At 60.0% G+C, this 24,603-nt stretch carries 23 protein-coding genes; 8 read left to right on the forward strand and 15 right to left on the reverse strand.

Annotated elements, in window-relative coordinates; translation table 11 throughout:
• Nucleotides 1-136: 136 nt before the first annotated feature.
• From ACIY1O_RS12925 to ACIY1O_RS12935, 3 genes are all read right to left on the reverse strand, one after another.
• A complete protein-coding gene (locus ACIY1O_RS12925; RefSeq protein ID WP_397475506.1) occupies nt 137-667 on the reverse strand; it encodes a hypothetical protein in 531 nt (176 codons plus the stop codon).
• 182 nt (nt 668-849) lie between these two features.
• Entirely contained in the window at nt 850-1,998 is a 1,149-nt protein-coding gene (locus tag ACIY1O_RS12930; protein WP_397475507.1) for an ABC transporter substrate-binding protein, read from the reverse strand.
• Nucleotides 1,999-2,072: 74 nt separating this feature from the next.
• Nucleotides 2,073-3,920, reverse strand: a complete 1,848-nt coding sequence (locus ACIY1O_RS12935; protein WP_397475508.1) for a feruloyl-CoA synthase — start codon at nt 3,918-3,920, stop codon at nt 2,073-2,075.
• Nucleotides 3,921-4,018: 98 nt separating this feature from the next.
• Between ACIY1O_RS12935 and ACIY1O_RS12940 the strand changes: the two genes are divergently transcribed.
• The 7 genes from ACIY1O_RS12940 to ACIY1O_RS12970 all read left to right on the forward strand — a co-directional run bounded on the left by ACIY1O_RS12940 (nt 4,019) and on the right by ACIY1O_RS12970 (nt 10,955).
• Nucleotides 4,019-4,486 carry a MarR family winged helix-turn-helix transcriptional regulator gene (locus tag ACIY1O_RS12940; RefSeq protein WP_397475509.1) on the forward strand — a complete coding sequence of 156 codons (468 nt, stop codon included), beginning with the start codon at nt 4,019-4,021 and terminating at the stop codon, nt 4,484-4,486.
• Between the two features lie 179 nt (nt 4,487-4,665).
• The gene (locus ACIY1O_RS12945) at nt 4,666-5,490 is read left to right on the forward strand and encodes an energy transducer TonB (RefSeq protein WP_397475510.1); all 825 of its coding nucleotides are present in this window, start codon (nt 4,666-4,668) and stop codon (nt 5,488-5,490) included.
• A gap of 8 nt (nt 5,491-5,498) precedes the next feature.
• Nucleotides 5,499-6,587, forward strand: a complete 1,089-nt coding sequence (locus ACIY1O_RS12950; RefSeq protein ID WP_397475511.1) for a MotA/TolQ/ExbB proton channel family protein — start codon at nt 5,499-5,501, stop codon at nt 6,585-6,587.
• Between the two features lie 2 nt (nt 6,588-6,589).
• Nucleotides 6,590-7,162 (forward strand): ExbD/TolR family protein, encoded by a 573-nt coding sequence (locus ACIY1O_RS12955; RefSeq protein WP_397475512.1) that lies wholly within the window; start codon nt 6,590-6,592, stop codon nt 7,160-7,162.
• A gap of 84 nt (nt 7,163-7,246) precedes the next feature.
• Nucleotides 7,247-7,921: a response regulator gene (locus ACIY1O_RS12960; RefSeq protein WP_397475513.1), complete on the forward strand. Its 675-nt coding sequence runs from the start codon at nt 7,247-7,249 to the stop codon at nt 7,919-7,921.
• Nucleotides 7,902-9,026, forward strand: coding sequence for a sensor histidine kinase (locus ACIY1O_RS12965; RefSeq protein ID WP_397475514.1), 1,125 nt, complete (start codon nt 7,902-7,904; stop codon nt 9,024-9,026). The genes ACIY1O_RS12960 and ACIY1O_RS12965 overlap by 20 nt, the downstream gene beginning before the upstream one ends.
• Nucleotides 9,027-9,059: 33 nt before the next feature.
• On the forward strand, nt 9,060-10,955 hold the full coding sequence (locus ACIY1O_RS12970; RefSeq protein ID WP_397475515.1) for a potassium transporter Kup: 1,896 nt from the start codon (nt 9,060-9,062) through the stop codon (nt 10,953-10,955).
• Nucleotides 10,956-11,022: 67 nt separating this feature from the next.
• Here ACIY1O_RS12970 and ACIY1O_RS12975 read toward each other — a convergent pair whose 3' ends face one another.
• Complete coding sequence (locus tag ACIY1O_RS12975) at nt 11,023-11,517, reverse strand: hypothetical protein (protein WP_397475516.1); 495 nt, start codon at nt 11,515-11,517, stop codon at nt 11,023-11,025.
• Nucleotides 11,518-11,839: 322 nt separating this feature from the next.
• Here ACIY1O_RS12975 and ACIY1O_RS12980 point away from each other — a divergent pair, with 322 nt between their 5' ends.
• On the forward strand, nt 11,840-13,894 hold the full coding sequence (locus tag ACIY1O_RS12980) for a TonB-dependent receptor domain-containing protein (RefSeq protein ID WP_397475517.1): 2,055 nt from the start codon (nt 11,840-11,842) through the stop codon (nt 13,892-13,894).
• Here ACIY1O_RS12980 and mnhG read toward each other — a convergent pair whose 3' ends face one another.
• The 11 genes from mnhG to ACIY1O_RS13035 form a co-directional block, all read right to left on the reverse strand.
• Entirely contained in the window at nt 13,895-14,218 is a 324-nt protein-coding gene (gene mnhG, locus ACIY1O_RS12985; RefSeq protein WP_397475518.1) for a monovalent cation/H(+) antiporter subunit G, read from the reverse strand. It lies immediately after the preceding gene.
• The gene (locus ACIY1O_RS12990) at nt 14,215-14,496 is read right to left on the reverse strand and encodes a K+/H+ antiporter subunit F (RefSeq protein WP_397475519.1); all 282 of its coding nucleotides are present in this window, start codon (nt 14,494-14,496) and stop codon (nt 14,215-14,217) included. The genes mnhG and ACIY1O_RS12990 overlap by 4 nt, the downstream gene beginning before the upstream one ends.
• Nucleotides 14,493-14,978 carry a Na+/H+ antiporter subunit E gene (locus tag ACIY1O_RS12995; RefSeq protein ID WP_397475520.1) on the reverse strand — a complete coding sequence of 162 codons (486 nt, stop codon included), beginning with the start codon at nt 14,976-14,978 and terminating at the stop codon, nt 14,493-14,495. Before ACIY1O_RS12995 ends, ACIY1O_RS12990 begins: the two co-directional genes overlap by 4 nt.
• Nucleotides 14,975-16,606: a monovalent cation/H+ antiporter subunit D gene (locus ACIY1O_RS13000; protein WP_397475521.1), complete on the reverse strand. Its 1,632-nt coding sequence runs from the start codon at nt 16,604-16,606 to the stop codon at nt 14,975-14,977. The genes ACIY1O_RS12995 and ACIY1O_RS13000 overlap by 4 nt, the downstream gene beginning before the upstream one ends.
• Complete coding sequence (locus tag ACIY1O_RS13005; protein ID WP_397475522.1) at nt 16,603-16,947, reverse strand: Na+/H+ antiporter subunit C; 345 nt, start codon at nt 16,945-16,947, stop codon at nt 16,603-16,605. The genes ACIY1O_RS13000 and ACIY1O_RS13005 overlap by 4 nt, the downstream gene beginning before the upstream one ends.
• Nucleotides 16,947-19,886, reverse strand: coding sequence for a monovalent cation/H+ antiporter subunit A (locus ACIY1O_RS13010; RefSeq protein WP_397475523.1), 2,940 nt, complete (start codon nt 19,884-19,886; stop codon nt 16,947-16,949). The genes ACIY1O_RS13005 and ACIY1O_RS13010 overlap by 1 nt, the downstream gene beginning before the upstream one ends.
• Before the next feature lie 73 nt (nt 19,887-19,959).
• On the reverse strand, nt 19,960-20,388 hold the full coding sequence (locus tag ACIY1O_RS13015) for a YbaN family protein (protein ID WP_397475524.1): 429 nt from the start codon (nt 20,386-20,388) through the stop codon (nt 19,960-19,962).
• 29 nt (nt 20,389-20,417) lie between these two features.
• On the reverse strand, nt 20,418-21,485 hold the full coding sequence (locus ACIY1O_RS13020) for a sulfate/molybdate ABC transporter ATP-binding protein (RefSeq protein ID WP_397475525.1): 1,068 nt from the start codon (nt 21,483-21,485) through the stop codon (nt 20,418-20,420).
• Complete coding sequence (cysW, locus tag ACIY1O_RS13025) at nt 21,482-22,333, reverse strand: sulfate ABC transporter permease subunit CysW (protein ID WP_397475551.1); 852 nt, start codon at nt 22,331-22,333, stop codon at nt 21,482-21,484. Before cysW ends, ACIY1O_RS13020 begins: the two co-directional genes overlap by 4 nt.
• 52 nt (nt 22,334-22,385) lie before the next feature.
• On the reverse strand, nt 22,386-23,249 hold the full coding sequence (gene cysT / locus ACIY1O_RS13030) for a sulfate ABC transporter permease subunit CysT (protein ID WP_397475526.1): 864 nt from the start codon (nt 23,247-23,249) through the stop codon (nt 22,386-22,388).
• Between the two features lie 142 nt (nt 23,250-23,391).
• Nucleotides 23,392-24,432, reverse strand: coding sequence for a sulfate ABC transporter substrate-binding protein (locus tag ACIY1O_RS13035; RefSeq protein ID WP_397475527.1), 1,041 nt, complete (start codon nt 24,430-24,432; stop codon nt 23,392-23,394).
• Nucleotides 24,433-24,603 lie beyond the last annotated feature (171 nt).

Consider the following 24,603-nt stretch of genomic DNA (forward strand, 5'->3'; position numbering starts at 1 on the left):
ATAAACCCTTACAAGGCGTAGGTCACAGGTTCGACCCCTGTAGCACCCACCACCAGATTGCTAACGAAATCAAGGGCTTACGTGTTTTCATGTAAGCCCTTTTTCTATGCTGGAGCGCGCTTGTCACCATCGCGGATCAATCCGAGACACTAAGGCGAGCCGTACCCGAGCATAAGGCCATGCCAAGGGCAAGACGGCCTTCGTCGCGCACCACCAGGTGCACGCAATCAGCCTCAGCCTCGATCGTAAAGCGCCCGCGCGCTTCGGTGCTTTCCTCACCCTCGGAGGCCGCTGCCTGCATTACGACGTGCTCGCGCCAGGTTACCTTGGCCGTGGCGGCATCCTTGCCATGGGTGACGACTTCTCGCAGGTTCATGTTCAGCGAGTAATCGGCGATGGCGCCCTTGCCGACTGCCGCACCGAAAATCCCGCCCAACTGCATGATGTCTTCCTTTGCGAGCGTCATGGCGATGCTGCCGGTGTGGGCGCCATCTTTCTGTATGCGCACATCTACCTGGAAGCAGGCCCCGTCGATGAGGTTCGTGTCCGTCCATTCGAGAATCATTCGGGGGTCGTAGTCGCGCATCAGCCCCTCGGCCTCTTCACAGATGCGCTGAAAGTATTTGCGGACATCTTCCGTGGATAACCCTTGCGTATCCGTAATCATGGTGTGCTCCTGAATTTGTCGCCGCAGCCCCTGAGGCGGCGTGGCGATTCGGGTTGAGTCGGCTGCCTATAAGCCCTAGTGTCCATCTTCTTCGACGGCATGGCCAGCAATCCGTATTCCACACAGAAACACACAGGGCCCGACTTGCGGGCCCTGTGTGGTAGAGAAACGCCTAGCTACTATCAGTCGGCCGCTGCGAAGGCGCCATCCTTGATGGTAAGCATCATTTGAGCCTGGTTGTCAAAACCAAAGTGATCGTCTTTGGTGTAGGTGATCAGGCCCTGGGTGATGGGAATGCTGCCGTAGTTTTCCAAGGCGTCTTTAAGCGCGGTGCGGAATTCCTGCGTGCCCGGCTTGCCTTGTTCGAGCGCGACCGGAACCACCTTGTCGAGGATCAGGTAAGCGTCATAGGCGTGTGCGGAAAATTGATTACGTGAGCCTTCGCCAAATTTTTCTTCGTAGGCGTTGACGAAATCGGTGGCGATTTTCTTCGAGGGGTGGGTCTCGGGCAGACCTTCGGGAAGAACCGCCAGGCCGGATACTACGAAGGAGCCTTCGACGGCCTTGCCGCCCAGACGGATCAGGTCGCGCGAGGCGGCGCTGTGGGTCTGGTAGATTTTGCCTTTGTAGCCGCGGTCAACCACTGTGGTGTGAGGCATGGCTGCGCCGCTGCCGGAGGCAACGATAAGGATGGCGTCGGGCTTAGTGCCGATTGCTTTGATGGCCTGTGCAGTGACACTAGTGTCGGCACGGGCGTAGCGCTCGGCTGTGGTGATTTCGATGCCGGCTTCCTTGGCCAGGGCGGTAAGGTCTTTAAGCCAGCTTTCACCATAGGCGTCGCCGTAGCCAATGAAGGCGAAGTTTTTGACGCCGTGTTTTTTCATGTGCTCGATGACACCGCCCGCCATGACGGCGGTCGACTGGGGCAGACGGAAAGTCCAGGTGCCCTTGCCCTCGGGGAATTCGGCGGGTGCTGCCGCCAACTGCACGGTTTGGCCTTCGGCGGCGGCTTCGCCCATGGCGATGGCCGGCGTGGTGGTGCTGGATCCGATGATGACGTCGACCTTGTCTTCAGAGATGAGTCTTTGGACGTTTCTTTGGGCCCGAGCCGGATCGCTGGCATCGTCGAGCGTGATGAACGTGACCTTTTCGCCGCCCACGGTGTCAGGCCAAAGCTCAAAGCCGGTGTTGACGGGAATGCCAAGGCCGGAGGCCGGGCCGGTTAGCGACAGGACAACGCCGATTTTGATGTCGGCCTGTGCGGGGGCCATGAAACCCAGGCTAAGCGAGGCGGCCAAGAGTGTCGCGCGCATGATGTTTTTATGTTTCATAAGAATGTCTCCTTGCTGATGTTGCGGGCGAGTTTGCCGCATTGTGGTGTCGAGTTGAAAATGGGGCTTGTAATTTACGGTTTAAGTACGTGGGGATTATTTTCTTGGTACAGGGCATCGACAAGGGCGGCGCGATGGGTGAGCACGGCGCGTTGGTTGATGGAGCCTTTGTCGGTGATTTCTCCGCGATCCAGCGATGGCGGTTCGACAAGCACCAGCCCCCGCATGATGCGGGTGGCGCTGCCCGTGCCTTGTCCGGAAAGACGAGTAACCAGTTGCTGGAAGAAATCACGCACCGGCGCGCTGGACAGCACGGCCTGTTCATCCGCACCGGCCGGCAGGCCTGATAGCGTGCGGCACAGGGCAAGGTTGGGCACGATCAATATGCCCAGTTCACGGCGGTTGTGGCCGGTAATGACCGAATCCTGTAAATATGGAGCACCTTCGCGAGCCACCTGCGCCCGCAAGGGGCCTACATTGACCCATGTGCCGGTGTCGAGCTTGAAGTCTTCAGCGACCCGGCCGTCGAAGACGAAACCCTGGCCCGGGTCTTTGGGGTCGAGCCACTTGACTGCGTCGCCCGAGCAGAAGAACCCCTCGTCGTCGAAGACTTCGGCGGTTTTGACAGGGTCGCGCCAATAGCCCGGGGTGACGTTCGGGCCCGAGTAGCGCACTTCGGTTTTATCGTCGTTGGGAACGAGCTTGAACTCCATGCCGGGCAGCGGATGTCCGATCTGGCCGGCCAGTGCGCGTTCGTCAAGTACGAACATGGCGGACGGTGCTGTTTCGGTCATGCCCAGGCCGGTGGTCATGACGATGCGCTCGCCGACGGCTACTTCCGCCGTGGCGTGGAGCTTGTCCCAGACCGGCTGGGCCAGGGCCGCGCCCGAATAGAATTGCATCTGGATGCGGCTGTAGTAATTGGCACGCAGCGCCTCGTCGGTTTCGAGGGCGTTGGCGATTTTCTCCCAGCCTATGGGTACGTTGAAATACACGGTAGGCGCGATTTCGCGCAGGTTGCGCAAGGTGGTCTCAATGCCCTGATCGGTGGGTTTGCCTTCATCGATGTATAGCGTGCCGCCGTTATACAGCACCATGCCCAAGTTGTGATTGCCGCCGAATGTGTGATTCCAGGGCAGCCAGTCGATAAGGATGGGAGGCTCTTCGGTAAGGAAAGGCCAGGCCGAGACCATCATTTTGAGGTTGCTGCAGATCATGCGCTGCGTGTTGATGACCGCCTTGGGCAAGCTGGTGGAGCCCGAGGTGAACAGAAACTTGACGATGGTGTCTGGCCCGGTTGCCTGTTGCGCGGCATCGATAGCCGGTGTGGCGGGCGTGGCCAGAAGGTCGCGAAAAAGCGTGACTGAGCGACTGATGTCGGCCGGCTGGGTGCTGACCAGCTCTATATCCGCGGCGATGGCGGCCCGGATGGCGTCGGCGTAGAGCTGGGCCTCGGAAACGAAAACAAGGCCCGGCGTAACGACTTCAAGGACGTGACGCAGTTTCTCGTAGTCTTTTGAGACGAGGGAATACGCCGGTGAAATGGGGGAATAGGGCACGCCGGCGAACTGGCAGCCCAAGGCAAGCAGGGCCTGTTCGATATCGTTGCCCGACAGTATGGCTACCGGCCGATCAACACTAAGCCCGCGATCAAGCAAGGCTTGTCCGATTTGGCGGGCGGCCTGCAAGGCCTCGGCATAGCTGATGCGCCGCCAGGGCCCATGGCCGGGTTCGCGTTGGGCGATATAGGTGCGATCAGGGGTTTTTTCCGCCCAGTACAGAAGCTTGTCCGTAATGCGGTCGGGGTAGTCGCCCAGTTGCTCTGGTGACCTTACGTAGGTATAACCGTTGTCGCGCGTTTCGACCTCGATTTTTTTGGGGCCCAAGGCCACGCTGCGATAACGCGATGTCGTCTCCGCCATGATGCTTTGTCGATTCCAGATAATTCACAAAATTAATATCAAGTAACCTGATATTAAGCTTATACTACACGGTGAGATTCTTGCTGGCAAGCCCATTTATGATCCAGAAAAACCCTCAATTTACCCATACCTGGCCTGAGCGCCCCAACGGCATTGCGTACCTCATAGGCAGGCTGGATCACGTGTTGAATCGCCGTATTCGCGATGCACTTGCTCCCTGGGATGTCACTGCGGCGCAATACACAGCCTTGTCTGTACTCGATAACCACGGTCAGTTGTCAAACGCGCAGTTGGCCGAGCGTTCCATGGTGTCGCCGCAGTCGGCCAACGAAATGGTCAAGGTGATGCAGGCGCGCGGCTGGATCGAACGTGAATCCGCGGCTTCGCACGGGCGCATCATTCATATACGTCTAACCGCCAAGGGCAAGACACTGCTCAAGCAGTGCGACGCCGCCGTTGTACCCGTGGAAAAGGCCTTGTTGGCAGAGTTTGACGAAGGGCAATTCGGTTCGCTGCATGCACATCTGCGTTCCATGATGCGCGGCCTCAGCAGTCTGACGATGTAGCCGTTCTACCGACGCGCAAGGCGTTGCCAAGCAAATAGCCAACATGATGGGCTCGCAAGGCGGGCAGTTATAAAAAGACGGTCAACACACTATAATATATTGCGAATAGTTCGCATTTCTGATATCGTGCTTTCCTGCCTAGAGTTTCTGCCTACGGGCGCCTTTTTTTGTTGCACTTCATGTCCCGTACCCGTGTTGAGCCCGTCCCTCGTCCTGCGCTGACCAAAGCTGTTGCTGCCACATGCGTTGCGGGACTGCATTTTGGCGTGCTAGGCGCTATTTTGGCGGCTCCGGAAAAGACCGAGCTGTCCCTGCCGGAATCGTTGGAAATCCAGTTTGTCGAGATTGGCCCCGACATTGTCGATACGGCGCCTGAAACAGAGCCGGTTATCGAGCCGCAACCCGAGCCTGAACCCGAACCCGAGCCTGAACCCGAACCCGAGCCTGAACCGGAACCTGAGCCTGAGCTCGAACCGGAGCCGGAACCGGAACTCGAGCCGGAACCTGAGCCGGAACCCGAACTTGAGCCGGAACCCGAGCCCGAGCCCGAGGCCATTACTCCGCCCGAGCCTCCGCCCCCACCTCCGCCCAAGCCAAAACCCAAGCCCAAACCAAAGCCGGCCCCCAAGCCGGTCGAGGCGCCCCCCAAGCCTGTCGCTCCGCCCAGCGGCGCGGCACAAACGGTGGCGACACCCAAGGCGCCCACGCCTGTTCCAGACAATAAGCCGCGCCACATCAGCACCGTTGACTACCTTGGCAGTCGCCCCAGTCCGGAATACCCGCGCGCTTCGCTGCGGCGCGGTGAAAAGGGCCGGGTCGTGGTGCGGGTGTTGATCTCACCGCAAGGTTCGGTAGTCAATGCGTCCGTGCGGTCTTCATCAGGCTACGATCGCCTGGACCAATCCGCATTGCGCGCGGCCCGTACGGCCAAATTCAGGCCATACACCGAGAACGGCGTCGCGTATCCCGCCCTGGCCGATATTCCATTTGACTTCGTAATTTAGGAACCAGCATGTTCAACATCCTACAAGGCGCACTGCACGTATTGGCGCAAGCCTCCGGAGCGGCCGAGAGCACGGCTAGTGGTGCGCTGTCCGCTACGAACGAGAGCTCGTCGGCGGCGCCTGCAAGCTCGGTTGCGGCCGATGCTGCCTCGGCAAGCGCTGGTGCGGCTACATCAAGTATGGGCGCCGCTGCGTCAAGTGCTGATGCAACGTTGTCGGGCGTCGATGCCGCGGCATCAGGCGTTGACGCGGCAAGTTCCGGTGCCTTGCAGTTTACGGATGCCGCTTCATCGCTCGCGGACACGGCAGCCGGGGCCGCCACCAGCGCGCCACCTTTGCTGGACACGACGGTGCAGCAACTGGCCGAAGGCGGAATTCTGCATTTTGTCGCCCAAAGCGACATGATAGGAAAGAGCCTGTTCGTCATCTTGATCCTGATGTCGTTGGTAAGCTGGTATCTTATTTTTGTGAAATGGTTTACCAATTGGCGCATAGGCCGGCATTCCACCCGATTCCTGAACCAGTTCTGGGCGGCCAGTTCGCTTGAAGAGGTAGAGAACGAGATCAACACCCATGGCGCCTCCGAGCCGTTCGCCCATGTGGCGGCGCACGCCATCCACGCGCGCAACCATCACGTAAAGTATGGCGCCATGAAGCTCGAAGAAAAAGGCTCGACCGGCGCATTTGTCACCCGCATCATTCGCAAGGTTATCGATGAAGAGACCGCCAAGCTCGAAAACGGCCTCACGGTGCTGGCGTCCATAGGCTCCACGGCCCCGTTCGTCGGCCTGTTCGGCACGGTATGGGGCGTTTACCACGCGCTCATCGGTATCGGCCTGTCTGACGGCGTGACCATCAACCGCATCGCCGGCCCAGTCGGCGAAGCGCTGATCATGACCGGGCTTGGTTTGGCGGTGGCCATTCCAGCTGTTTTGGCATACAACGCTTTCGTGCGCAGCAACCGCGTTTATCTGTCGCGCCTGGACGCGTTCGCGCATGACCTGTTCACATTCCTGTCGACCGGCCAGCAAGTGGTCGAGAACCGAGGCAAGGTGCGCGGCTTGCCCGTGGCGACTGTCGCCCGCAAAGGTGAATAATCATGGCTTTCGGCAGCTTCGATAGTAAAAACGGCGGCCAGACGATGTCCGAAATCAATATGGTGCCGCTTATTGACGTGATGCTGGTGCTATTGGTGATTTTCATCATTACCGCGCCGCTGCTTAGTCATTCCATCAAGATCAACGTCCCGCAGGTGTCGGCCGAGCCGGTCGAGCAAGAACCCGTGGTCATCGACCTAGCAGTCAACGAGGTGGGCCAGTTATTCTGGAACGAACAACCGGTGCTGCTTGAAGAGCTAACCCCCCGCCTGAAACAAGAAGCGTCCCAAGAGCCGCAGCCGCAACTGCGCATCCGGGCCGACCTTGACACCCGCTACGAGGTGCTTGCCGAAATCATGGGCAGTGCTCGTGCATCAGGGCTGAAGCGGGTGGGTTTCGTCACCCGGCCCGGAGATGGCGGCGGCGCGCAGGCCGGCGCCGCATCGACAGGCCAGGGCGGCGGGCCGGCAGGTTCGTCCCCCGCGGCGGCCGAGGCGGTAACGCCTGCCCCGGGCGCACCCGCCGGTGCCTCTTCCGGCGCCGGGTCTTCCGCTGCTCCGGCCGCTGGGGGCTGACAGCTTTTCGTCAGGGTTGTAAGCTGAATCGGAAAAACCGCCCGCCAAGCGCCGCCGCGCCGCTGTTCCATATAGAATCACAGCATGCGAGTTCTAGTTATTGAAGACGACGTTACCCTGGGGCCGGCCTTGCAGGAATTTCTCGCCGGCCAGGGTTATGCGGTCGATTGGCTCAAAGATGGTGAGCACGTCCCTGGCGCGGTGGCGGCGCAGTCCTACGATCTGTTGTTGCTTGACCTTAACCTGCCGGGCCTGAGCGGCCTGGATGTCTTGCGACGGCTTCGCCGAGACGGCGAGCAGGTGCCCGTGCTCATTCTCACCGCCCGCGACGGGCTCGAAGATCGGGTGGCGGGCCTGGACGCCGGCGCCGACGACTACGTCACCAAACCGTTCGAACTGGCCGAGCTTGCTGCGCGGGTTCGGGCCTTCGCACGCAGGCGCACCGGCCAGGCCCAGCCTATGCTCGAGGCGGGGCCTTTGGTATTTGACACGGTCAACCGCGAAGTGCGGGCGGCGGGACGCCGGGTGGCGCTTTCGGTGCGTGAGCTGTCTGTGCTCGAGATGCTGATGGGGCGTGTCGGCAGGGTGGTCACCAAACGCCAGATCGTCAATTCGCTATCGGCATGGGACGCCGATTTCAGCGAGAATGCGGTCGAGGTGTATGTGTACCGGCTACGCAAGCGACTCGAAGGCAGCGGCGCCTCGATCCAAACGGTGCGCGGTTTCGGTTACCTGCTCGATGTCGAAAACGCCTCGTAACGAAGCCCCTGCTTCACAAGAAACTCTCAAAAAGCGGCTGTTGCGCAAGGTGCCGCGCGGGTCGCTGGCCCGGCATCTCATTTTTCGCCTGCTTCCGCCCGTGCTCGTCCTGGTGGCCGTCGATCTTGCCGTTACGTGGCTGGTTACCACCAAAATTCATCTGGAAGCCTGGTTATTGCGCGACATATTCTGGCTGATGCTGCTCAGCCAGATTCTGCTGGTGTTTCTGGTTGCCTGGGTGCTGGTGTCCGGGGTGCGATCCAGCTTGCGCTCGATCAACCGGCTTGCCGACGACATAAAAGAACGTTCTGTGGACGATCTTCAACCGCTGGATGCCACCGGCTTGTCCAGCGAGATCGTTCCCGTGGTGGCGCGCATCAACGAGCTGCTCGGCCGGCTCGATCATTCGGTCCAGGCTCAAAAGCGATTCATCGGACATGCCGCGCATCAATTGCGAACGCCGCTAAGCGGCTTGAAACTTGAGTGCGAGCTGATGCTGTCCAACGAGTTGCCCGACGACGTGCGTCTTCGCGCCGAACGCATCAAGGCGGTAACCGATCGCATGATCCGTCTGGGTCAGCAGTTGCTGGTATTGGCCCGCGCCGACGCCTCAGCGCGGCCGCAAGACTCTTTCCAACGCCTTGACCTGGCCGACTGGGTGCGGGTGAATGGGGCGGAGTGGGTGCCGCAAGCGCGCAGACAGCAGGTACGACTGCAATTGGCTGCCCCTGATGAGCCTATCTGGGTGGATGCCGATCCGTTGCTGCTGGCCGAGCTTCTTGGCAACCTCATCGACAATGCCTTGCGGTACGGCGGGCATCTGCGCAATATCCGTTTGCAGGTAAATGCTACGCCGCCGGCACTGGTGGTAGAGGACGATGGCCGCGGCATCGACCCGGCCGATCAGGAACGAGTCTTCGACGCTTTCTATCGTTCTCCCGATTCCGACGGAGCGGGTTCGGGGCTGGGCTTGGCCATTGTCCGTGAGATCGCCCAGAGCCACGGCGCGTGGTGGAGCCTGGCCAGCACTCCCCAGATCGAGGGCACGCGTGTCAGCATCGTGTTTCCGGGCCCGCGCATGGGCGCCAATCTGAACAGGCAATAAGCGTGAGCCAGGGCATTTTCCAGAGTCTGGATCGTGAGTAAATATCGCGACGCTCAGGCGCATACCGCAAAGCATCCGGGCGCCGGGTTGATAGTCGGCGCGCTGGGCGTTGTCTATGGCGACATCGGCACCAGCCCCCTATACACCGTGCGAGCCGCCTTATCGACCTTGCCTCAGGTGCAGCCGGAACAGATTCTGGGCGTGTTGTCACTATTGTTCTGGATGCTCATGCTTGTGGTGTCCCTCAAGTACGTGATCCTGATTCTGCGGGCCGACAACCGGGGCGAGGGCGGTACGCTGGCCCTTATGGAGCTTGCCGCACGCGGCATGTCGGGGCGCCGAAGGTGGGCGGTTGTGGTGCTGGGCCTGATAGGCGCTTGTCTGTTCTATGGCGATAGCATCATCACCCCGGCGATTTCCGTAATCTCCGCCGTAGAGGGCCTTGGCGTGGTTTCGCAAAGGTTGGATGGCTGGATTATCCCAATGTCCATGGCCCTGATCGTCGCTTTGTTTTCAGTGCAGTCGCGGGGAACCGAGGTAATGGGGCGGCTCTTCGGGCCGATCATGCTGATATGGTTTATTGTGCTGGGCCTGCTGGGTGGTTGGCGTATCGTCCAGGTGCCTGCAATCTTGTACGCGCTTAATCCGGCCTGGGCGTTTTCTTTTGTGCTGCAAGCGCCCTGGACCACCTTCATCTTGCTGGGCGCCTTGGTACTGGCATTGACCGGAGCCGAGACGCTGTATGCCGACATGGGGCATTTCGGTCGCTCCGCCATTCGCCGCGCATGGTTCGGCATGGTGCTGCCCTCATTGATGTTGTGCTATTTTGGGCAAGGGGCCTTGCTGCTTGCCGATCCTTCGGCTGCCAGAAATCCCTTTTTCCTGTTGGCGCCCGATTGGGCTCTTTGGCCCTTGGTCGTCTTGGCCACGGCGGCTACTGTCATTGCATCGCAAGCGGTTATTTCAGGCAGTTTCTCGGTAACCCGCCAGGCTATCCAGCTTGGTTTCTGGCCACGCATGAATATTCTGCATACGTCGGCCAGGGAAGAAGGCCAGATCTACCTGCCGCGCGTCAATATCGCCATGTGTCTGGCCGTGCTGGCTCTGATCGCGGTGGCAGGCTCTTCACAGGCGCTGGCGGGCGCATACGGCTTTGCCGTCACAGGCACCATGCTCATGACATCCTTGTTAGCGTTCAAAGTGCTGCCCGCGCGCACGCATGGGTCCCTCAAGCTGCTGCTGTTTGCGTTACTCGCCTTGCTTCTATGTTTTGACGTTATGCTGTTTTCGTCCAATGTTTTGAAGATCATGGCCGGGGGGTGGTTGCCGCTGCTGTTGGCCGCTTGTCTGTTCACCTTGATGATTACCTGGAGGCTCGGGCGTCAGCGCATACACGACACCTTGGCCAGTGGCCAGCCGCCCCTCAGCGAATTCGTGCATGGACTCGAACAATATCCGCCCACCCGGGTGGCGGGTACGGCGGTGTTCATGAGCATGATTGTCGACAGTGTGCCACCCGCTTTCTTGCACAATTTGAAACATAACAAAGTGCTGCATGAACAGGTGGTTTTTCTGACTGTGCAGAGCGCAGGCGAGCCCTATGTGCCGCGTAGCGAGCGCTATCGCTTGGAAAGACTGGGCCAGGGCGCGTGGCAGGTGGTCGCCATGTGGGGTTTCAAGCAAGAACCCAACGTGCCGCAATTGCTGGAGCAGATTGATCAAGAGCATCCTGAACTTAATCTTGATCCCATGCAGACCTCGTATTATCTTTCCCGCCAGAGCATTCTCGTGGTGCGAAAACTTCCCTTGCACCTGCGCTGGCGCCGAAGCCTGTTTGCCTTCATGGCGCGCAACGCTTCAGGCAGCACGCGATTCTTCAAGATTCCGCCCAATCGTGTGGTTGAAATGGGCATGCAAATCGAGCTTTGAAAAAAAACCGCCCCTGCAAGGGACGCCTGTAACGGCTCATGATCAAGTCTTGAGCTGCGGGATTTTTTTATTGCACTGTGCCTGCCCGTGGCAGGTCGCGCACAGATGGGTCAACCGTGTTCGGGGTGATGATGTTGGTTTGTGTTTCGGTGCCGCCGGGGATGGTGATTGTGGTGGTGCGCAGTATTCCACCGCCGGCGACGCTGCCTTGTATTGTGGTGTTCGAATCTTGCGACATCTGCAGCATGCAGTCTTCGCGCCCGGCGGCCGGAAGCGCCTGGCAGCGCGCCGTGTTGTTCGACTGCACCGATTCGTCTCGATGGGTTAACAGACGTTGACGGCGGGCCTCTTGCATTGCAGCGCCGGCTTCACGTTTGCACGTTGCAAGGTCTTGGTTAGTCTGCCCGGCGTTGCAGCGTTCGATATCTTGACGGTATTTGGCTTCGATGTCGGCGGTGGACCCGGAGCCATTGGCGGCAAAGGCCCCCGCAGAGAAAAGGCCGGCGCTCAAGGCGCAAATGGCCAGGACCTGTCGGCGCTGTGCTGCTGAACGGTGTTTCATTATGAACTCCTTCTTAGACTAACTCAGCCACTATGACTGGTAACGGGATTATTGAAGACCAGTATATAAGAATGCCTGTGCCGCCCTGTAACTAAATGTGGAAGCGCAGAGGGCATGCTTGGTAACGGATGCAGCAAGTTTCGTGCCTTCGCGATGCGCCTCAATTGATGACGGGCGGATTGATGACGGGCGGGTGATGACGGGCGGGTTGACCCAATCGGGGAGCGCCTAATTCTTGTCTACTTATTCCATTTGAAGTTGATATGTTATAACATTGCACATCGGTGAATAGTTCCCGGCCATTACATTCAAAGGAGTCTCAATGCGATATACCTTCCCGTCTCTGGCGCTGCCACTGCTCATGCCGATCATGCAGCCCGTTTATGCGCAGGCTGTCGTTTCTCCGGAGGCTTCGGTTGGGACTCTGTCACCCATCATCATTACGGCCCACCCGCTGGATAGCGATAGCCCCGTGACGCCGGCCAGTGTGTTGGAAGGTGAGAACCTGGTGATGCAACGGCGGGGTACTTTGGGCGAGCTGCTCGAGAACGAACCCGGCGTTCATGCAGACACGTTTGGCGGCGGTGCAAGTCGCCCGATCATTCGTGGCCAGACAGCGCCACGCGTGAAGGTGATGAGTGATGGCTCAGAGATCGTCGATGCATCGGGGGTTTCGCCCGACCATGTAGTGACGGCCGATACGCTGTTGGCCCGCCGGGTGGAAATCTTGCGGGGTCCATCTGCACTGCTGTATGGCGGCGGCGCCATCGGCGGTGTAGTCAATGTGCTGGACGACAAGATTCCCACCGAGATTCCAGAAGACGGTTTCAGCGGTTCGGTCGAGGTGCTCGGCGCCACTGCGGCCAAGGAGCGGGCCGGGGCGGTCGGCCTGACGGTGGGCGAGGGCAATGTCGCCTTCCGGGTGGAAGGGGCCCGCCGTCGGGCGGACAATTATCGTGTGCCCGATTGGAGCCAGAGCCGCGTGGCCGATTCCAATTCGGATAGCACGACCGGAAGCGTCGGGCTCTCGTTCGTAGGTAGTCGGGGGTACATAGGTGCAGCGTATTCATATCGCAAGGACGATTACGGCTTGCCCGGTCATAGCCATGAGTATGAAAGCTGCCACCCTCACGGTTCGAGCCTGCATTGCGGCGGCCACGGACATGACCACGACCACGACCATGATCATGACCACGATCACGGCGATGAAGATCACGCGGCCACGGCCCATTTGCGTAGCGACCGCATTGATATCAGGGCAGAGTTGAGCGATCCGCTTACGGGGTTCTCTGGTTTGAAGTTTCGCGGGGGTTATACAGATTACCGGCATGATGAGCGGGACGACGGCAAGCTGGGCACGACCTTTACGAATCGCGGCTACGACGGACGGCTAGAGTTGCGCCATCTTCCGGTTGGCGGCTGGGATGGCGTGATCGGCCTGCAGGCTTCGCGATATGACCTTGCTTCTTTCGGCGGCGCCGAAAACTTCATTCCCAAGACGCGTACGGAATCAACGGGCGTGTTCGTGCTGGAAAGCTACGAATGGGATGCCTGGCGTTTTGAACTGGGCGCGCGCCATGAATGGCAAACCGTCAACCCGGACAGCACCGCACTGGAAGCCTATAAAGGCAATGCAACGTCACTGTCCGCAGGCGCCACCTGGAATTTTGTGCCCGGGTACGCCGCTTCTCTTTCGCTGTCGCGTTCGCAGCGCATGCCCAACGCGCAAGAGCTTTATGCCCGGGGCCCGCACTTTGCAACGCTCACCTACGAGATAGGCAACCCGGAACTTAAGAAGGAAACCGCGCGCACCGTGGATCTTGGCGTGCGCAAGACAGAAGGTGATCTGCGCTTTTCCCTGAACTTGTTTCTGAGCCGCATAGACGGCTACATCTACGGCAATACCTTGGACCAACACGACGATTTTCGTCTGATCGAATATACCCAAGGCGATGCTTCGTTCGCCGGGGTGGAGGCCCAGGCGTCGTACAAAGTGTCGCCTCTTCTTACGGTGTCGGTCTTTGGCGACTATGTGCGCGGCAGACTGTCTGATGGCGGCGGCAACCTTCCGCGAATACCGGCTGCGCGGGTGGGCGCTCGCACCCACTTCGATTGGAACCGTTGGAGCAGTTTTCTTGAATATACGCAGGTACTCCGCCAGAACCGGTTTGCCGGTTACGAAGAAGCCACTGCCGGATATGGTTTATTGGGCGCGGGCGTATCGTATTCGGGGACGATGTCCGGCACCGACTACCTGCTTTACCTAAGAGGCACGAATCTTTTGAACAAGCTGGCTTATAACCACGCGTCCTTCATTTCGCGGGCGGCGCCCATCCAGGGCCGTAGCATCATGGCCGGCGTCCGCGTGGAGTTTTGATCAGTCTTCCGAAACGGGTCGGCGTGCATCACGACGCAGGCCCGCCTGCATCAAGAGAATGGCTGTAACCGGCGACACGATGACCAGGAACATGATGATCAAAAACTCGTGAAGGACGGGACGCTCGGCCAGCGTGGAACCGACCAATACACTGGTCAGGACCACGCTGCACACGCCCATCGTGTTGCCCAGCGTAACGGCGTGCATCCGTGAGTAGAAACGTCTGAAGCGAAGCAGCCCGGCAGACCCGATCAGGGTTATGGTGCCGCTAAGCAGCAGAAGCAAAGTGCTTGGTATCGTTACCCAAAGTGGAAGGTCGCTCATGGTTCGATTACCTCTCCGCGCAAGAGAAACTTGGCCATGGCCGTTGAACTGACGAAGCCAAAAATGCTGATTATCACCGCGATGTCGAAGTACAGGCCTATCTGATATTGCACCCCGAGCACCAGGATAATCAGCATGCCATTGATATACATGGTGTCCAGCGCCAGGACACGGTCTTGTGGGGTGGGCCCGCGCAATAACTGGAATGTGGCGAACCCCAGCGCGATGGCGAAGCAGCACAGGGCGTAAGTGCCGGCCCAGTACAAAATAGTCGTCATTCGAATATCTCCTTCAACAGGCTTTCGTAGCGGCTTTGCACCAGCTCCACCCAGTGGTTCTCATCCTTGAGGTCAAGAACGTGCAAGGTAAGCGTGTTGGTTTCTTCTGAGAAACCGGCCCAGACAGTGCCGGGCGTATAGGTGATGATGCAGGATAGCGCCGCGCGCGCGTGCGGGTCACGCATGGAAAGCGGAATTTTCATGAAGCCCGGGGTGTGTGAGTCGGCGCCCAGAATAATCAGGCGAGCAACCACAAAGTTCGAAACCGTAATGTCGCATGCGACGCGCCAGATCAGCTTCAAGATAAGCAGCGGGTGCTTGGGGCGCGACCGCACCGGGCGCAGGGCCATGGCGGCCCAGGCCAACAGCAAGGCCAGAATCGAGCCGGTAACGAGATATCCGGGCGATACCGAATTATTCAGCAGCAGCCACATAATCAGCAGCACGGCCGGAAGAAGCAGCCAGTAAAGAATATTTTTCATGGCGTGGCTCCGAGCCGGCGGACCGTCTGAGAGGACATCACGGCGTCGACGTAGATGGCAGGCCGGTCAAGCGATTGAGCGGTGCCTTCCAGAAACTTCATGACCGGCCCCGCCCAGATTGCCAAGCCTATGCAGGCCAACAAAAGTATGCCTACCGAACCGGCTTCGCTGACACGCAAGCGCGGAACGACGATGTCTTCGGAGCTCCAGAACAAGCGAATGCCCGCGCGGGACAGTGCAATGATGCCGGCAAACCCAGACAGAAGCACGGCGGCCACCAGCGTCCATGCAGCCAGCGAAGGAGTGTCGGTTACCGATGTCTGCAGCGCCGCCGATAACATCGAAAACTTGGCCACAAAGCCCGGCAGCGGCGGCAGCCCGGCCACAAGCAGAGCGCAGCAGAAAAAAGCCATTCCTAAAAACGCCATGGCGGCCGGAATCGCCACGCCGACTACGTCATCCGAACGGTCGGGTGATTCGGGGTCGTCAAGGTCGAAGGCTTCCAGACTGACCGCAAGTACGTCGGCGCCGAAGCTTCGCGTGCGTTCAATCATTTCGATCAGCAGGTAGAAGGCGCCCAAGGCAAGGACGGAGGTAAGCAGGTAGAACAAGGCGGGCGCGGTCAACGCAACCCCCGGCATGCCGAGCGCAGTCAGCAGGGTGCCGGAAGACATAATGACGCAATAGCCGATCATGCGCTCGGTCTGCTGCGTGGCCAGCATGCCTATCGAGCCGAAAACCAGTGTTGCAACCCCCATCGGGAACATCCATTCTCCGCCGAAGGCCGCCGGCGCCCCGGTGGGCAGCAGCAGCGAGCCAAGCCGCAGCAACGCATAGATGCCCACTTTGGTCATGATGGAAAATATCGCTGCGACCGGCGCGCAGGCGTGGCCGTATGCGTTTGGCAGCCAGAAGTTCAGGGGCCAGGCGGCGGCCTTGATGAGGAAGGCTATTCCTAATATGGCTGCCGCCGCTTCGAACAGGCGCCGGTCACCCCCCGAAAGCTCGCCGGCCCGCAATGCCAGGTCGGCCATGTTGAGCGTGCCTGTGACGCCGTAGATAAGTGCGATGCCGATTAGCAGCAGGAACGATGCAACCAGATTTGTGGCGATGTAATGCAGGCCCGCGGAGACACGCATTTCTCCCGAGCCGTGCAGCATCAGCCCGTACGACGCGCATAGCATTACCTCGAAGAAGACGAAGAGATTGAACAGGTCGCCGGTCAGGAAGGCGCCGTTCAGGCCCATCAGCAGCAATTGAAACAGCGGCAGGAAGTGCACGCCGGCCCGCTCCCAGCGCGCGGTGGAATAGATGAGGGCGGGCAGGCTTAGTATGGCGCACAACAGCAGCATGACCGCAGCGAGCCGATCGGCCACCAGCACAATGCCGAACGGGGCCGGCCAGTCGCCCACCAGATAGACGGCGATGCTTTGCGGCCATAGCTCGGGCATCTGGCCCGCCGTCAGCAAAAGCAATTGGCAGGCCACAAAAATCTGGAACAAAACGGATGCGAAAGACAAGGCAAGGCGTGTCTTGCGGCGCGATTCTTTGAGCAGGACCAGTACTGCGGCCGCCATAAGCGGCGTGGCGATGGGCAGCATGGGGAGATGTTGCAGCCAACCGCTCACAGGTCAGCCTCTCTTCCGTCAACGTGGTCGTTGCCCGCAAAGCCGCGCGAAGCCAGCAGCACGACAAGGAACAGCGCCGTGGTCGCGAAGCCGATCACGATGGCCGTCAGAACCAGCGCCTGGGGTACGGGGTCGGTGTACATCGATGGATCGATCTCGCCCACTTTGTCAATGACGGGCGCCGCGCTGACGCGCAGGCGGCCCATGGAAAAAATGAATAAATTGACGGCATAGGCCAACAGAGACAAGCCGATGATGACCTGGAACGTGCGGGGCCGCAGGACAAGCCAGACCCCCGATCCGGTCAATACGCCTATGCCTAGAGCCAGAATTATTTCCACTAGCTTGCTCCGGAACTTGAAATGGATGCGGCGGGAATCACGTCGGCCTGTGGGGCCTTGCGGCGAAAGCGCAGCGACTGGTGGGCCATGGCGACCAATATCAGCACAGTTGCCCCGACAACCAGCATGTAAACGCCCAGGTCGAAGAACAATACGCTGGACAGGTGCAGCATGCCGATGACGGGTACAGGAATATCCCACACCAATGCCGAAAGGAAGGGCCGCATGACGCTCCACGCCGACAATGCGGCGCCCCCGGCCACCAACAGGCCGAGTGCGATCCATTTCTGCGGCCGTATGCTTTGCCGGGACTCGACCCACACGACGCCTCCGACTATGTATTGCAGGATGATTGCAGTGGCCATGATCAGGCCTCCGACAAAGCCGCCGCCGGGCAGGTTGTGGCCGCGCAGCAGGAAGAAAAGCGAGACCAGCACAGCTATGGGCAGCAGCAATCGGGCCAATACGGCGGGAGCCTGCATGTTCCCGCGAGGCAGGTCGGCTTCGGGATCGGGCTCGGGGTCATGGTGATCGAGCGAGGGGTTGTTGGCCCCTTGTTGCCGGCGCAATGGGCCGTCCTTGATGCTTTCCGGCGGCGGACGGAATCGGCGCAGCAAGGCGTACACCGTCAGCGCGACAATGCCTAGAACGGTGATTTCACCCAGCGTATCGAAACCGCGAAAATCGACCAGGATGACGTTCACCACGTTGGAGCCATGCCCCTCGGGCAGGGCATTGCGCAGGAAAAAGTTGGAGATGCCCGGGCTGGCGGGGCGCGTAAGCACCGCGTAGGCCAGCGCAGACATGCCTGCTCCCGCGGCGATGGCCACGGTCAAGTCGCGCACGCGGCGCCCCATTGTTCGAGCATTGAGCGGCGCGCTGCCGTCGTTGGCCTCGATGCGCGGAGGCAGCCAGCGCAAACCGAGCAGAATCAGCACCACGGTAACCACCTCGACGGCAAGCTGGGTTAGAGCCAGGTCAGGAGCCGAAAACCACGCAAAGGTCAGCGCCGTTGCCAGCCCCGCGCCACCGGAAAGGGCGAGAGTGGCCAGGCGGTGAAACTTGGCTTGCCGTGCGGCTCCGATGGCACAGGCGGATCCGGCCAGCCACAGGGTCAGGAAGAAGAAATTGGCGGGCGTGACGAAAAGCGGGTCGAACCAGCCCCCCAGCGTAAGCGGAAGAAGGGCGACGAAAAAAGTGCCCACGATGACGATCAGCAACTGCCGCTGCAGTTTGGCTGAATACAGCCAGTTCAGCAGCATGGCGGAGACCGAGTCGACGCCCTCCATCAATATTTCGAAGCTGCGGCGCCCGTCAAACCTGTATATCAGCGGGGCGACCCCCGGCTTGACGTGATTTCGGTGGCGCAGCAGATGCATCAAGAGAATGCCGCCGGCCAGCGCTGTGAGGCTCATGACCAGGGGCAGGTTGAAGCCGTGCCAGACCTTCAGGTCGTAATGCGGCGTGGCATCGCCCAAGATTGATAAGGCGGCCGATTCAAGCAAGGGGCCAAGGGTATATTTGGGCAGTATGCCCACTACCAGGCAAGTGAGCACCAACAGCCCGCTGGGCATGAGCATCCAAAGCGGCGGCTCATGCGGCGAGCGGGGCAAGTCGGTGGCTCGCGGGCCGTAAAATACTTGCAGGATGAAACGCAGCGAATAGGTGACGCTGAACGCGCTGGCCAATACGGCCATCAGGGGCAGGCCCGATTCTATGAAGGGGCCATGGCCGGTAAGCACGGTTTCAGCGAAGAACATCTCTTTGGACAGAAAGCCGTTTAGCAGCGGCACCCCCGCCATGGACGCCGCCGACACCACAGCCAAAGTGGCGGTGATGGGCATGGCCTTTCGAAGCCCCGATAGCCGGGCCATGTCACGCGTGCCGGTTTCATGGTCGACAATGCCGGCTGCCATGAAAAGCGATGCCTTGAACGTGGCGTGATTCATCATGTGGAAGATGGCTGCGATCAATCCGAGATAGCTGTTCAGCCCAAGAAGCAGCGTGATCAAGCCCAGGTGGCTGATGGTGGAGTAGGCCAGCACCCCTTTCATATCTTGCTGGAAGATGGCGGCGTAAGCGCCCAGCACCAGGGTGCACAGCCCGGCGCCGCCTATGATGTAGAACCATTCATCGGTGCCCGCCAGCACCGGCCAGAAGCGCGCCAGCAGGAATACCCCGGCCTTCACCATGGTGGCCGAATGCAGGTATGCAGAGACCGGAGTGGGCGCCGCCATGGCATTGGGCAACCAGAAGTGGAATGGGAACTGGGCGCTTTTGGTAAGCGCGCCCAGCGCGATCAAAACCAGGATTGTGGTGTACCACGGATGCGCGCGCACTATGTCGCCGGATGCCAGTACGGTGTCCAGGTCGTAGCTGCCCACCACGTGGCCCAGCATGAGCACGCCGGCCAATAGGCAGAGCCCGCCTCCGCCCGTGACGGTAAGCGCCATGCGCGCGCCGCGCCGCGCGTCAAGACGGTGGTTCCAGTAGGCGATCAGCATGAACGATGTCAGGCTGGTGAGCTCCCAGAATATGACCAGTTGCACCAGGTTGCCGGCCAACACCACGCCCAGCATGGAAGCCATGAACAGCAGAAAAAACGAGAAAAAGCGCGGGACGGGGTCTTGCGGCGACAGGTAGTAGCGCGCATACAAGACAATGAGCGCGCCCATCAGGGTGATGAGCATGCAAAACAGCCACGCATAGCCGTCCATGCGCAGATTGAAGTCGATGGCAAGCGCGCCGGGTATCCAGGCGGCCGAGTACTGTACGACTTCTCCTTGGGAGACCAGCGGATACTGCATCCCCACCAATACGGCACAAGCCAGTGCAATGATCCCTGAGAGCCAGGCCTCGGCATTGCGCGCGTTGGAGGGCAGCGCGACGGCAATTAGGCTGCCAATAAACGGCAAAACGAGGATCAGAATCAACGACATTCGGCTTGTGGCGGACTAAGAGGGGAAGTGATGAAGATAGACCGCTCTAATGATACGATATTTTTCTTACGCTTCAGTTCCGGTCCTTGTCATTGAGCCGCCCAGGGTTGCACGTGCTTGATTTTTGCAGGGTCTTGAGTCTAAAAGTAAGGTAGGCGGATACGCCCAGGCCGATCAGGCCGAGGGGCCAGCGTAGCGCCGGCAAGGTGTACATGGAGTACAGCAGCGACGCCCACATGACGGTAAGGGCGACGACCTTGACGCGCAGCGTGACGCCTCTTTGCTCTTGATAGTCGCGCAGGTAACGGCCGAAGACGCGGTTTTGGGTAAGCCAGCGATACATGCGATCAGAGCCTCGCATGAAGCAGGCGGCGGCCAGCAGCAGGAAAGGCGTTGTCGGCAGCAGCGGCAATGCGATGCCGATGACGCCCAACGCCAATGCGATCCAGCCGATGGTGTTGAAAAATATCTTCATGCCCGAGACCGTTGATACGCAGATCATACAGTCATCATTCGGGCGATGAACCCGGATCAGGCCGCCTCCTCCAGAAAAACCTCCATGCGGCGCGGCGTCAGCAACAGGCGGTCGCCGGGGCGGGGGGCAAGCGAGCGGTACAGGTCGTTGGAAATCAGCGCCTGAAGCAGCTGTTCAGAGTCTTCGCGCTGGAATTCGAGCTGGGCCAGCGGGCCGATTGCGTTTGCATGTACAAGACGGGCGACGATGCCTTCGCCGCCGGGGCGGTAAGGGGCGACGTCCAGTTCGTGCGGGCGCACATAGCCGACACCGGGCAGATTGCTCGCCTTCCCGTACTGCGGCGCCTTAAGCGTTGCGCCGTCCGCATGCAACAAGCCTTGATGAACACGGCCCGCGAACAGGTTGACGTCACCAAGGAACCCATAAACGAACGGGCTGGCGGGGTTTTCGTACACATCGGCGGGCGGTCCCGCCTGCTCGACCCGCCCCTTGTTGATGACGACGACCTGGTCCGCGACCTCGAGCGCTTCCTCCTGGTCGTGAGTGACAAAGATGCTGGTTACATGCAGTTCGTCGTGCAGGCGGCGCAGCCAGCGACGCAACTCCTTGCGAACCTTGGCGTCCAGGGCGCCGAATGGCTCGTCCAGCAGCAGCACGCGGGGCTCGACAGCCAAAGCCCGGGCCAGGGCGATGCGTTGTCGCTGGCCCCCCGACAGGCTCGAAGGAGAATGGTCGGCGAGCCAGTCAAGCTGCACCAGCTCGAGCAAGTGGTGCACTCGTTCGCGAATCTGCGCCGCAGACGGCCGCTGGCCGCGAGGCTTGATGCGCAGGCCGAAGGCAATGTTGTCGAACACGGACATATGGCGAAACAGGGCATAGTGCTGGAACACGAAGCCCACCTGGCGCTGGCGAACGTGCTGGTGCGAGGCGTCCTGGCCCTCGAGCAGCACTTGGCCGCTGTCGGCCTGGGCCAGGCCGGCGATGATGCGCAGAAGCGTCGTCTTGCCGCAGCCCGAGGGGCCTAGTAATGCGGTAAGAGCGCCTTGCGGAAAGCTCAACGATACATCGTCCAGCGCGACGAAGTCGCCAAAGCGTTTCTTGATATTGCGGACTTCGATGCTCATGGTCGAGACTCCTGTACTTGCATGGATGCGCGAGCGTCGCGCCATTCAATGTAGGTTTTGAGCGCCAGCGTCGCCAGGGCCAGCAAGGCCAATAGCGAGGCGACGGCGAACGCGGCGGAAAAGTTGTATTCGTTGTAGAGAATTTCCACATGCAATGGCATGGTGTTGGTTTCTCCGCGTATATGGCCCGACACAACCGATACCGCCCCGAACTCACCCATGGCTCGCGCATTGCACAAGATCACGCCGTACAAAAGGCCCCATTTGATGTTCGGCAAGGTTACGTGCCTGAAGGTTTGCCAGCCTGAGGCGCCCAGCACCACGGCGGCTTCTTCTTCATCCGAGCCTTGAGATTGCATTAGCGGAATCAGTTCACGGGCGATAAAAGGAAATGTGACGAAGACGGTGGCCAATACGATGCCGGGCACGGCAAACAGGATGCGGATGTCGTGCTCAAGCAACCAGGCGCCGAACCAGCCATGTGCACCGAACAGCAGTACAAAGATCAGCCCCGAGATCACCGGCGACACGGAAAAAGGCAGGTCGATTAGCGTGATCAATACGCTTTTGCCGCGAAACTCGAACTTGGCGATGAACCAGGCCGCGCATATGCCGAACACCAGGTTCAGGGGAACGGCGATGGCGGCGGTCAGAAGGGTGAGCTTTATGGCCGACAGCGCATCTGGCTCGACAATGGCGGCCACGTAGGCGCTCCAGCCTTTACGTAACGCCTCGGCAAAGACGGACGCCAGCGGCATCAGCAGGAACAGCGCCAGGAACAGCAAGGCGATAACGATCAGCAGGCGGCGCATCCAGACGGGCTCGTCCAGGGCCGAGGGCGCTTGCATGCGGCTTTGCAGGGCGGGCGCCAGGGGCAGGGTGTGTGCGGCGTTGCTCATATCAGCCCCTCGACGAAAGCCCGCGCCGGCGGGTCCAGGCTTGCAGCAGGTTGATGGCCAGCAACATGACGAAGGAGGCCAGCAGCATCACCATGGCAATGGCCGTGGCGCCGGCATAGTCGTACTGTTCCAACTGAGTCACGATAAGCAAGGGTGTAATTTCTGAGATCATCGGCATGTTGCCCGCGATAAAGATCACCGAGCCGTATTCGCCGGAAGCGCGCGCAAAAGCCAGCGCGAAACCGGTTAATAAAGCGGGCAAAATGGCCGGGAAGATAACGCGCATGAATACCTGCAAGCGGTTCGCGCCCAGACTGGCGGCGGCCTCTTCGTATTCGCGGTCGGCCTCCGCCAGCACGGGTTGCACAGTACGCACCACGAAAGGCAGCCCGATGAAGGTCATGGCCACGATGATCCCCAGCGGCGTGAACGCCACCTTCAAGCCGATTGCCTCCAGGTGCGATCCTATCCAGCCGTTGGGCGCGTACAGGGCGGTCAGTGCGATGCCGGCCACGGCGGTGGGCAAGGCAAAAGGCAGGTCTACCAGCGCATCCAGAAACTTCTTCCCCGCAAAATCGTAGCGTTCCAGCACCCAGGCGACCAGGGTTCCGAACACGACATTAATCGCGGCGGCAATCAATGCGGCGCCAAAGCTTAGGCGGTACGAAGCCATGACGCGATCACTACCGGCGGCTTTCCAGAAGTCTTCCCATGACATGGTGAAAGTATTGAGGAAGATGGCCGAGAGCGGCAGCAGCACGATGAGGCATAGATAAAAAAGGGTGAGGCCGCCGGTGATCCCGAAGCCGGGCAGCACGCGGCCGGCGCTTCGGCGCTTGAAGTTGTACGGTAGGGCGATCTGCATGGATGAGTGCTGAATAAATTTGGTGGACACGACGATCGATATGGTTACATCGTCGCGCCGTCGAGGGAACGATTAACTTTGCATGTGTATAGACGCGCCAGGCATAAACTCGTGCAGGCGCCGCCAAATGGACAAGAGCCGGTTATTTCCCTGGCGCGTAGATTTGGTCGAACACACCGCCATCCGCAAAGTGCTTGGCCTGCGCTTCGGACCAGCTGCCCGCTATCTCATCAAGGGTGAACAGCTCCAGCGCGGGATATTGGCTCGCGTACTTGTCGCTCACGTCCTTGGAAATGGGGCGGAAGTAATGTTTGCCGGCGATTTCCTGGCCGGCCTCGCTGTACAAGTATTCCAGATAGGCTTGCGCCACTTCGCGCGTGTCTCGTCGGTCTACGTTTCGGTCAACCAAAGACACAGGGGGTTCGGCCAGAATGCTGATGGGCGGTGCGACGATCTCGACCTTGTCGGGCCCCAGTTCGTTCAGCGCCAGCAGCGCCTCGTTCTCCCAGGCGAGCAGCACGTCGCCTATGCCGCGTTCCACGAAGGTAATTGTGGAGCCGCGTGCGCCTGAATCCAATACCGGTACACGGCGAAACAGCTGGCCGACGAAATCGCGGGCGGCGGCTTCGTCACCGCCCGATTTTTTAAGGGCATAGCCCCAAGCGGCAAGATAGTTCCAGCGGGCGCCGCCCGATGTCTTGGGGTTGGGGGTGATTACCGAGACGTCTGGCTTGAGCAGGTCGTTCCAATCCGTCAAGTCTTTGGGATTGCCTTTACGCACGAGGAAGACGATGGTCGACGTGTAGGGTGAGCTGTTGTGCTCGAGCCGGCCTTGCCAGTCTTTGGCAATCAGGCCGCGCTGCGCAATGGCGTCGATGTCCGGCGCCAGCGCCAGCGTGACCACGTCGGCGGGAATGCCATCGATGACCGTGCGCGCTTGTTTGCCGGAACCGCCGTGTGATTGCTTGACGCGCACAGTGTCCCCGGTTTTTTCTTTCCAGTACGCGGCGAAGGCTGCGTTGTATTCCTGGTACAGCTCGCGCGTGGGGTCGTAGGAAACGTTCAATAGCGAGATGTCGGCGGCATGCGCAGGCAGGAAGGTTGAAAGGGTCAGCAGGGCCGCCAGTGCCAAACGGCGTAGCGGGGCGGAAAGGGGTGGGGGTTTTGGGCTGTTGTTTTGCATCACGGCTCGATTGGGTAGGACGATTGATCGAGCGTTCAGCTTAGGGGCGCAGGCTCCGAAAGGGAACGACTGCTTTCTTACTTGCAAAGACATGAACGGCATATGGAGCAAAGCAGCCGCGCGAAGAAGGTTCTCAAGCCTGGCATGGAGACTTGCGCCGCGCAGTTGTCT

Source organism: Pusillimonas sp. (assembly GCF_044464525.1).
GTDB lineage: Bacteria > Pseudomonadota > Gammaproteobacteria > Burkholderiales > Burkholderiaceae_B > Pusillimonas.

Bases quoted from the DNA above. Each gene is read 5' to 3' on its own strand.
- ACIY1O_RS12925 (WP_397475506.1), bottom strand. From the start codon at position 667: ATGATTACGGATACGCAAGGGTTATCCACGGAAGATGTCCGCAAATAC.
- ACIY1O_RS12930 (WP_397475507.1), bottom strand. From the start codon at position 1,998: ATGAAACATAAAAACATCATGCGCGCGACACTCTTGGCCGCCTCGCTT.
- ACIY1O_RS12935 (WP_397475508.1), bottom strand. From the start codon at position 3,920: ATGGCGGAGACGACATCGCGTTATCGCAGCGTGGCCTTGGGCCCCAAA.
- ACIY1O_RS12940 (WP_397475509.1), top strand. From the start codon at position 4,019: ATGATCCAGAAAAACCCTCAATTTACCCATACCTGGCCTGAGCGCCCC.
- ACIY1O_RS12945 (WP_397475510.1), top strand. From the start codon at position 4,666: ATGTCCCGTACCCGTGTTGAGCCCGTCCCTCGTCCTGCGCTGACCAAA.
- ACIY1O_RS12950 (WP_397475511.1), top strand. From the start codon at position 5,499: ATGTTCAACATCCTACAAGGCGCACTGCACGTATTGGCGCAAGCCTCC.
- ACIY1O_RS12955 (WP_397475512.1), top strand. From the start codon at position 6,590: ATGGCTTTCGGCAGCTTCGATAGTAAAAACGGCGGCCAGACGATGTCC.
- ACIY1O_RS12960 (WP_397475513.1), top strand. From the start codon at position 7,247: ATGCGAGTTCTAGTTATTGAAGACGACGTTACCCTGGGGCCGGCCTTG.
- ACIY1O_RS12965 (WP_397475514.1), top strand. From the start codon at position 7,902: ATGTCGAAAACGCCTCGTAACGAAGCCCCTGCTTCACAAGAAACTCTC.
- ACIY1O_RS12975 (WP_397475516.1), bottom strand. From the start codon at position 11,517: ATGAAACACCGTTCAGCAGCACAGCGCCGACAGGTCCTGGCCATTTGC.
- ACIY1O_RS12980 (WP_397475517.1), top strand. From the start codon at position 11,840: ATGCGATATACCTTCCCGTCTCTGGCGCTGCCACTGCTCATGCCGATC.
- mnhG (WP_397475518.1), bottom strand. From the start codon at position 14,218: ATGAGCGACCTTCCACTTTGGGTAACGATACCAAGCACTTTGCTTCTG.
- ACIY1O_RS12990 (WP_397475519.1), bottom strand. From the start codon at position 14,496: ATGACGACTATTTTGTACTGGGCCGGCACTTACGCCCTGTGCTGCTTC.
- ACIY1O_RS12995 (WP_397475520.1), bottom strand. From the start codon at position 14,978: ATGAAAAATATTCTTTACTGGCTGCTTCTTCCGGCCGTGCTGCTGATT.
- ACIY1O_RS13010 (WP_397475523.1), bottom strand. From the start codon at position 19,886: ATGTCGTTGATTCTGATCCTCGTTTTGCCGTTTATTGGCAGCCTAATT.
- ACIY1O_RS13015 (WP_397475524.1), bottom strand. From the start codon at position 20,388: ATGATCTGCGTATCAACGGTCTCGGGCATGAAGATATTTTTCAACACC.
- ACIY1O_RS13020 (WP_397475525.1), bottom strand. From the start codon at position 21,485: ATGAGCATCGAAGTCCGCAATATCAAGAAACGCTTTGGCGACTTCGTC.
- cysW (WP_397475551.1), bottom strand. From the start codon at position 22,333: ATGCAAGCGCCCTCGGCCCTGGACGAGCCCGTCTGGATGCGCCGCCTG.
- cysT (WP_397475526.1), bottom strand. From the start codon at position 23,249: ATGCAGATCGCCCTACCGTACAACTTCAAGCGCCGAAGCGCCGGCCGC.
- ACIY1O_RS13035 (WP_397475527.1), bottom strand. From the start codon at position 24,432: ATGCAAAACAACAGCCCAAAACCCCCACCCCTTTCCGCCCCGCTACGC.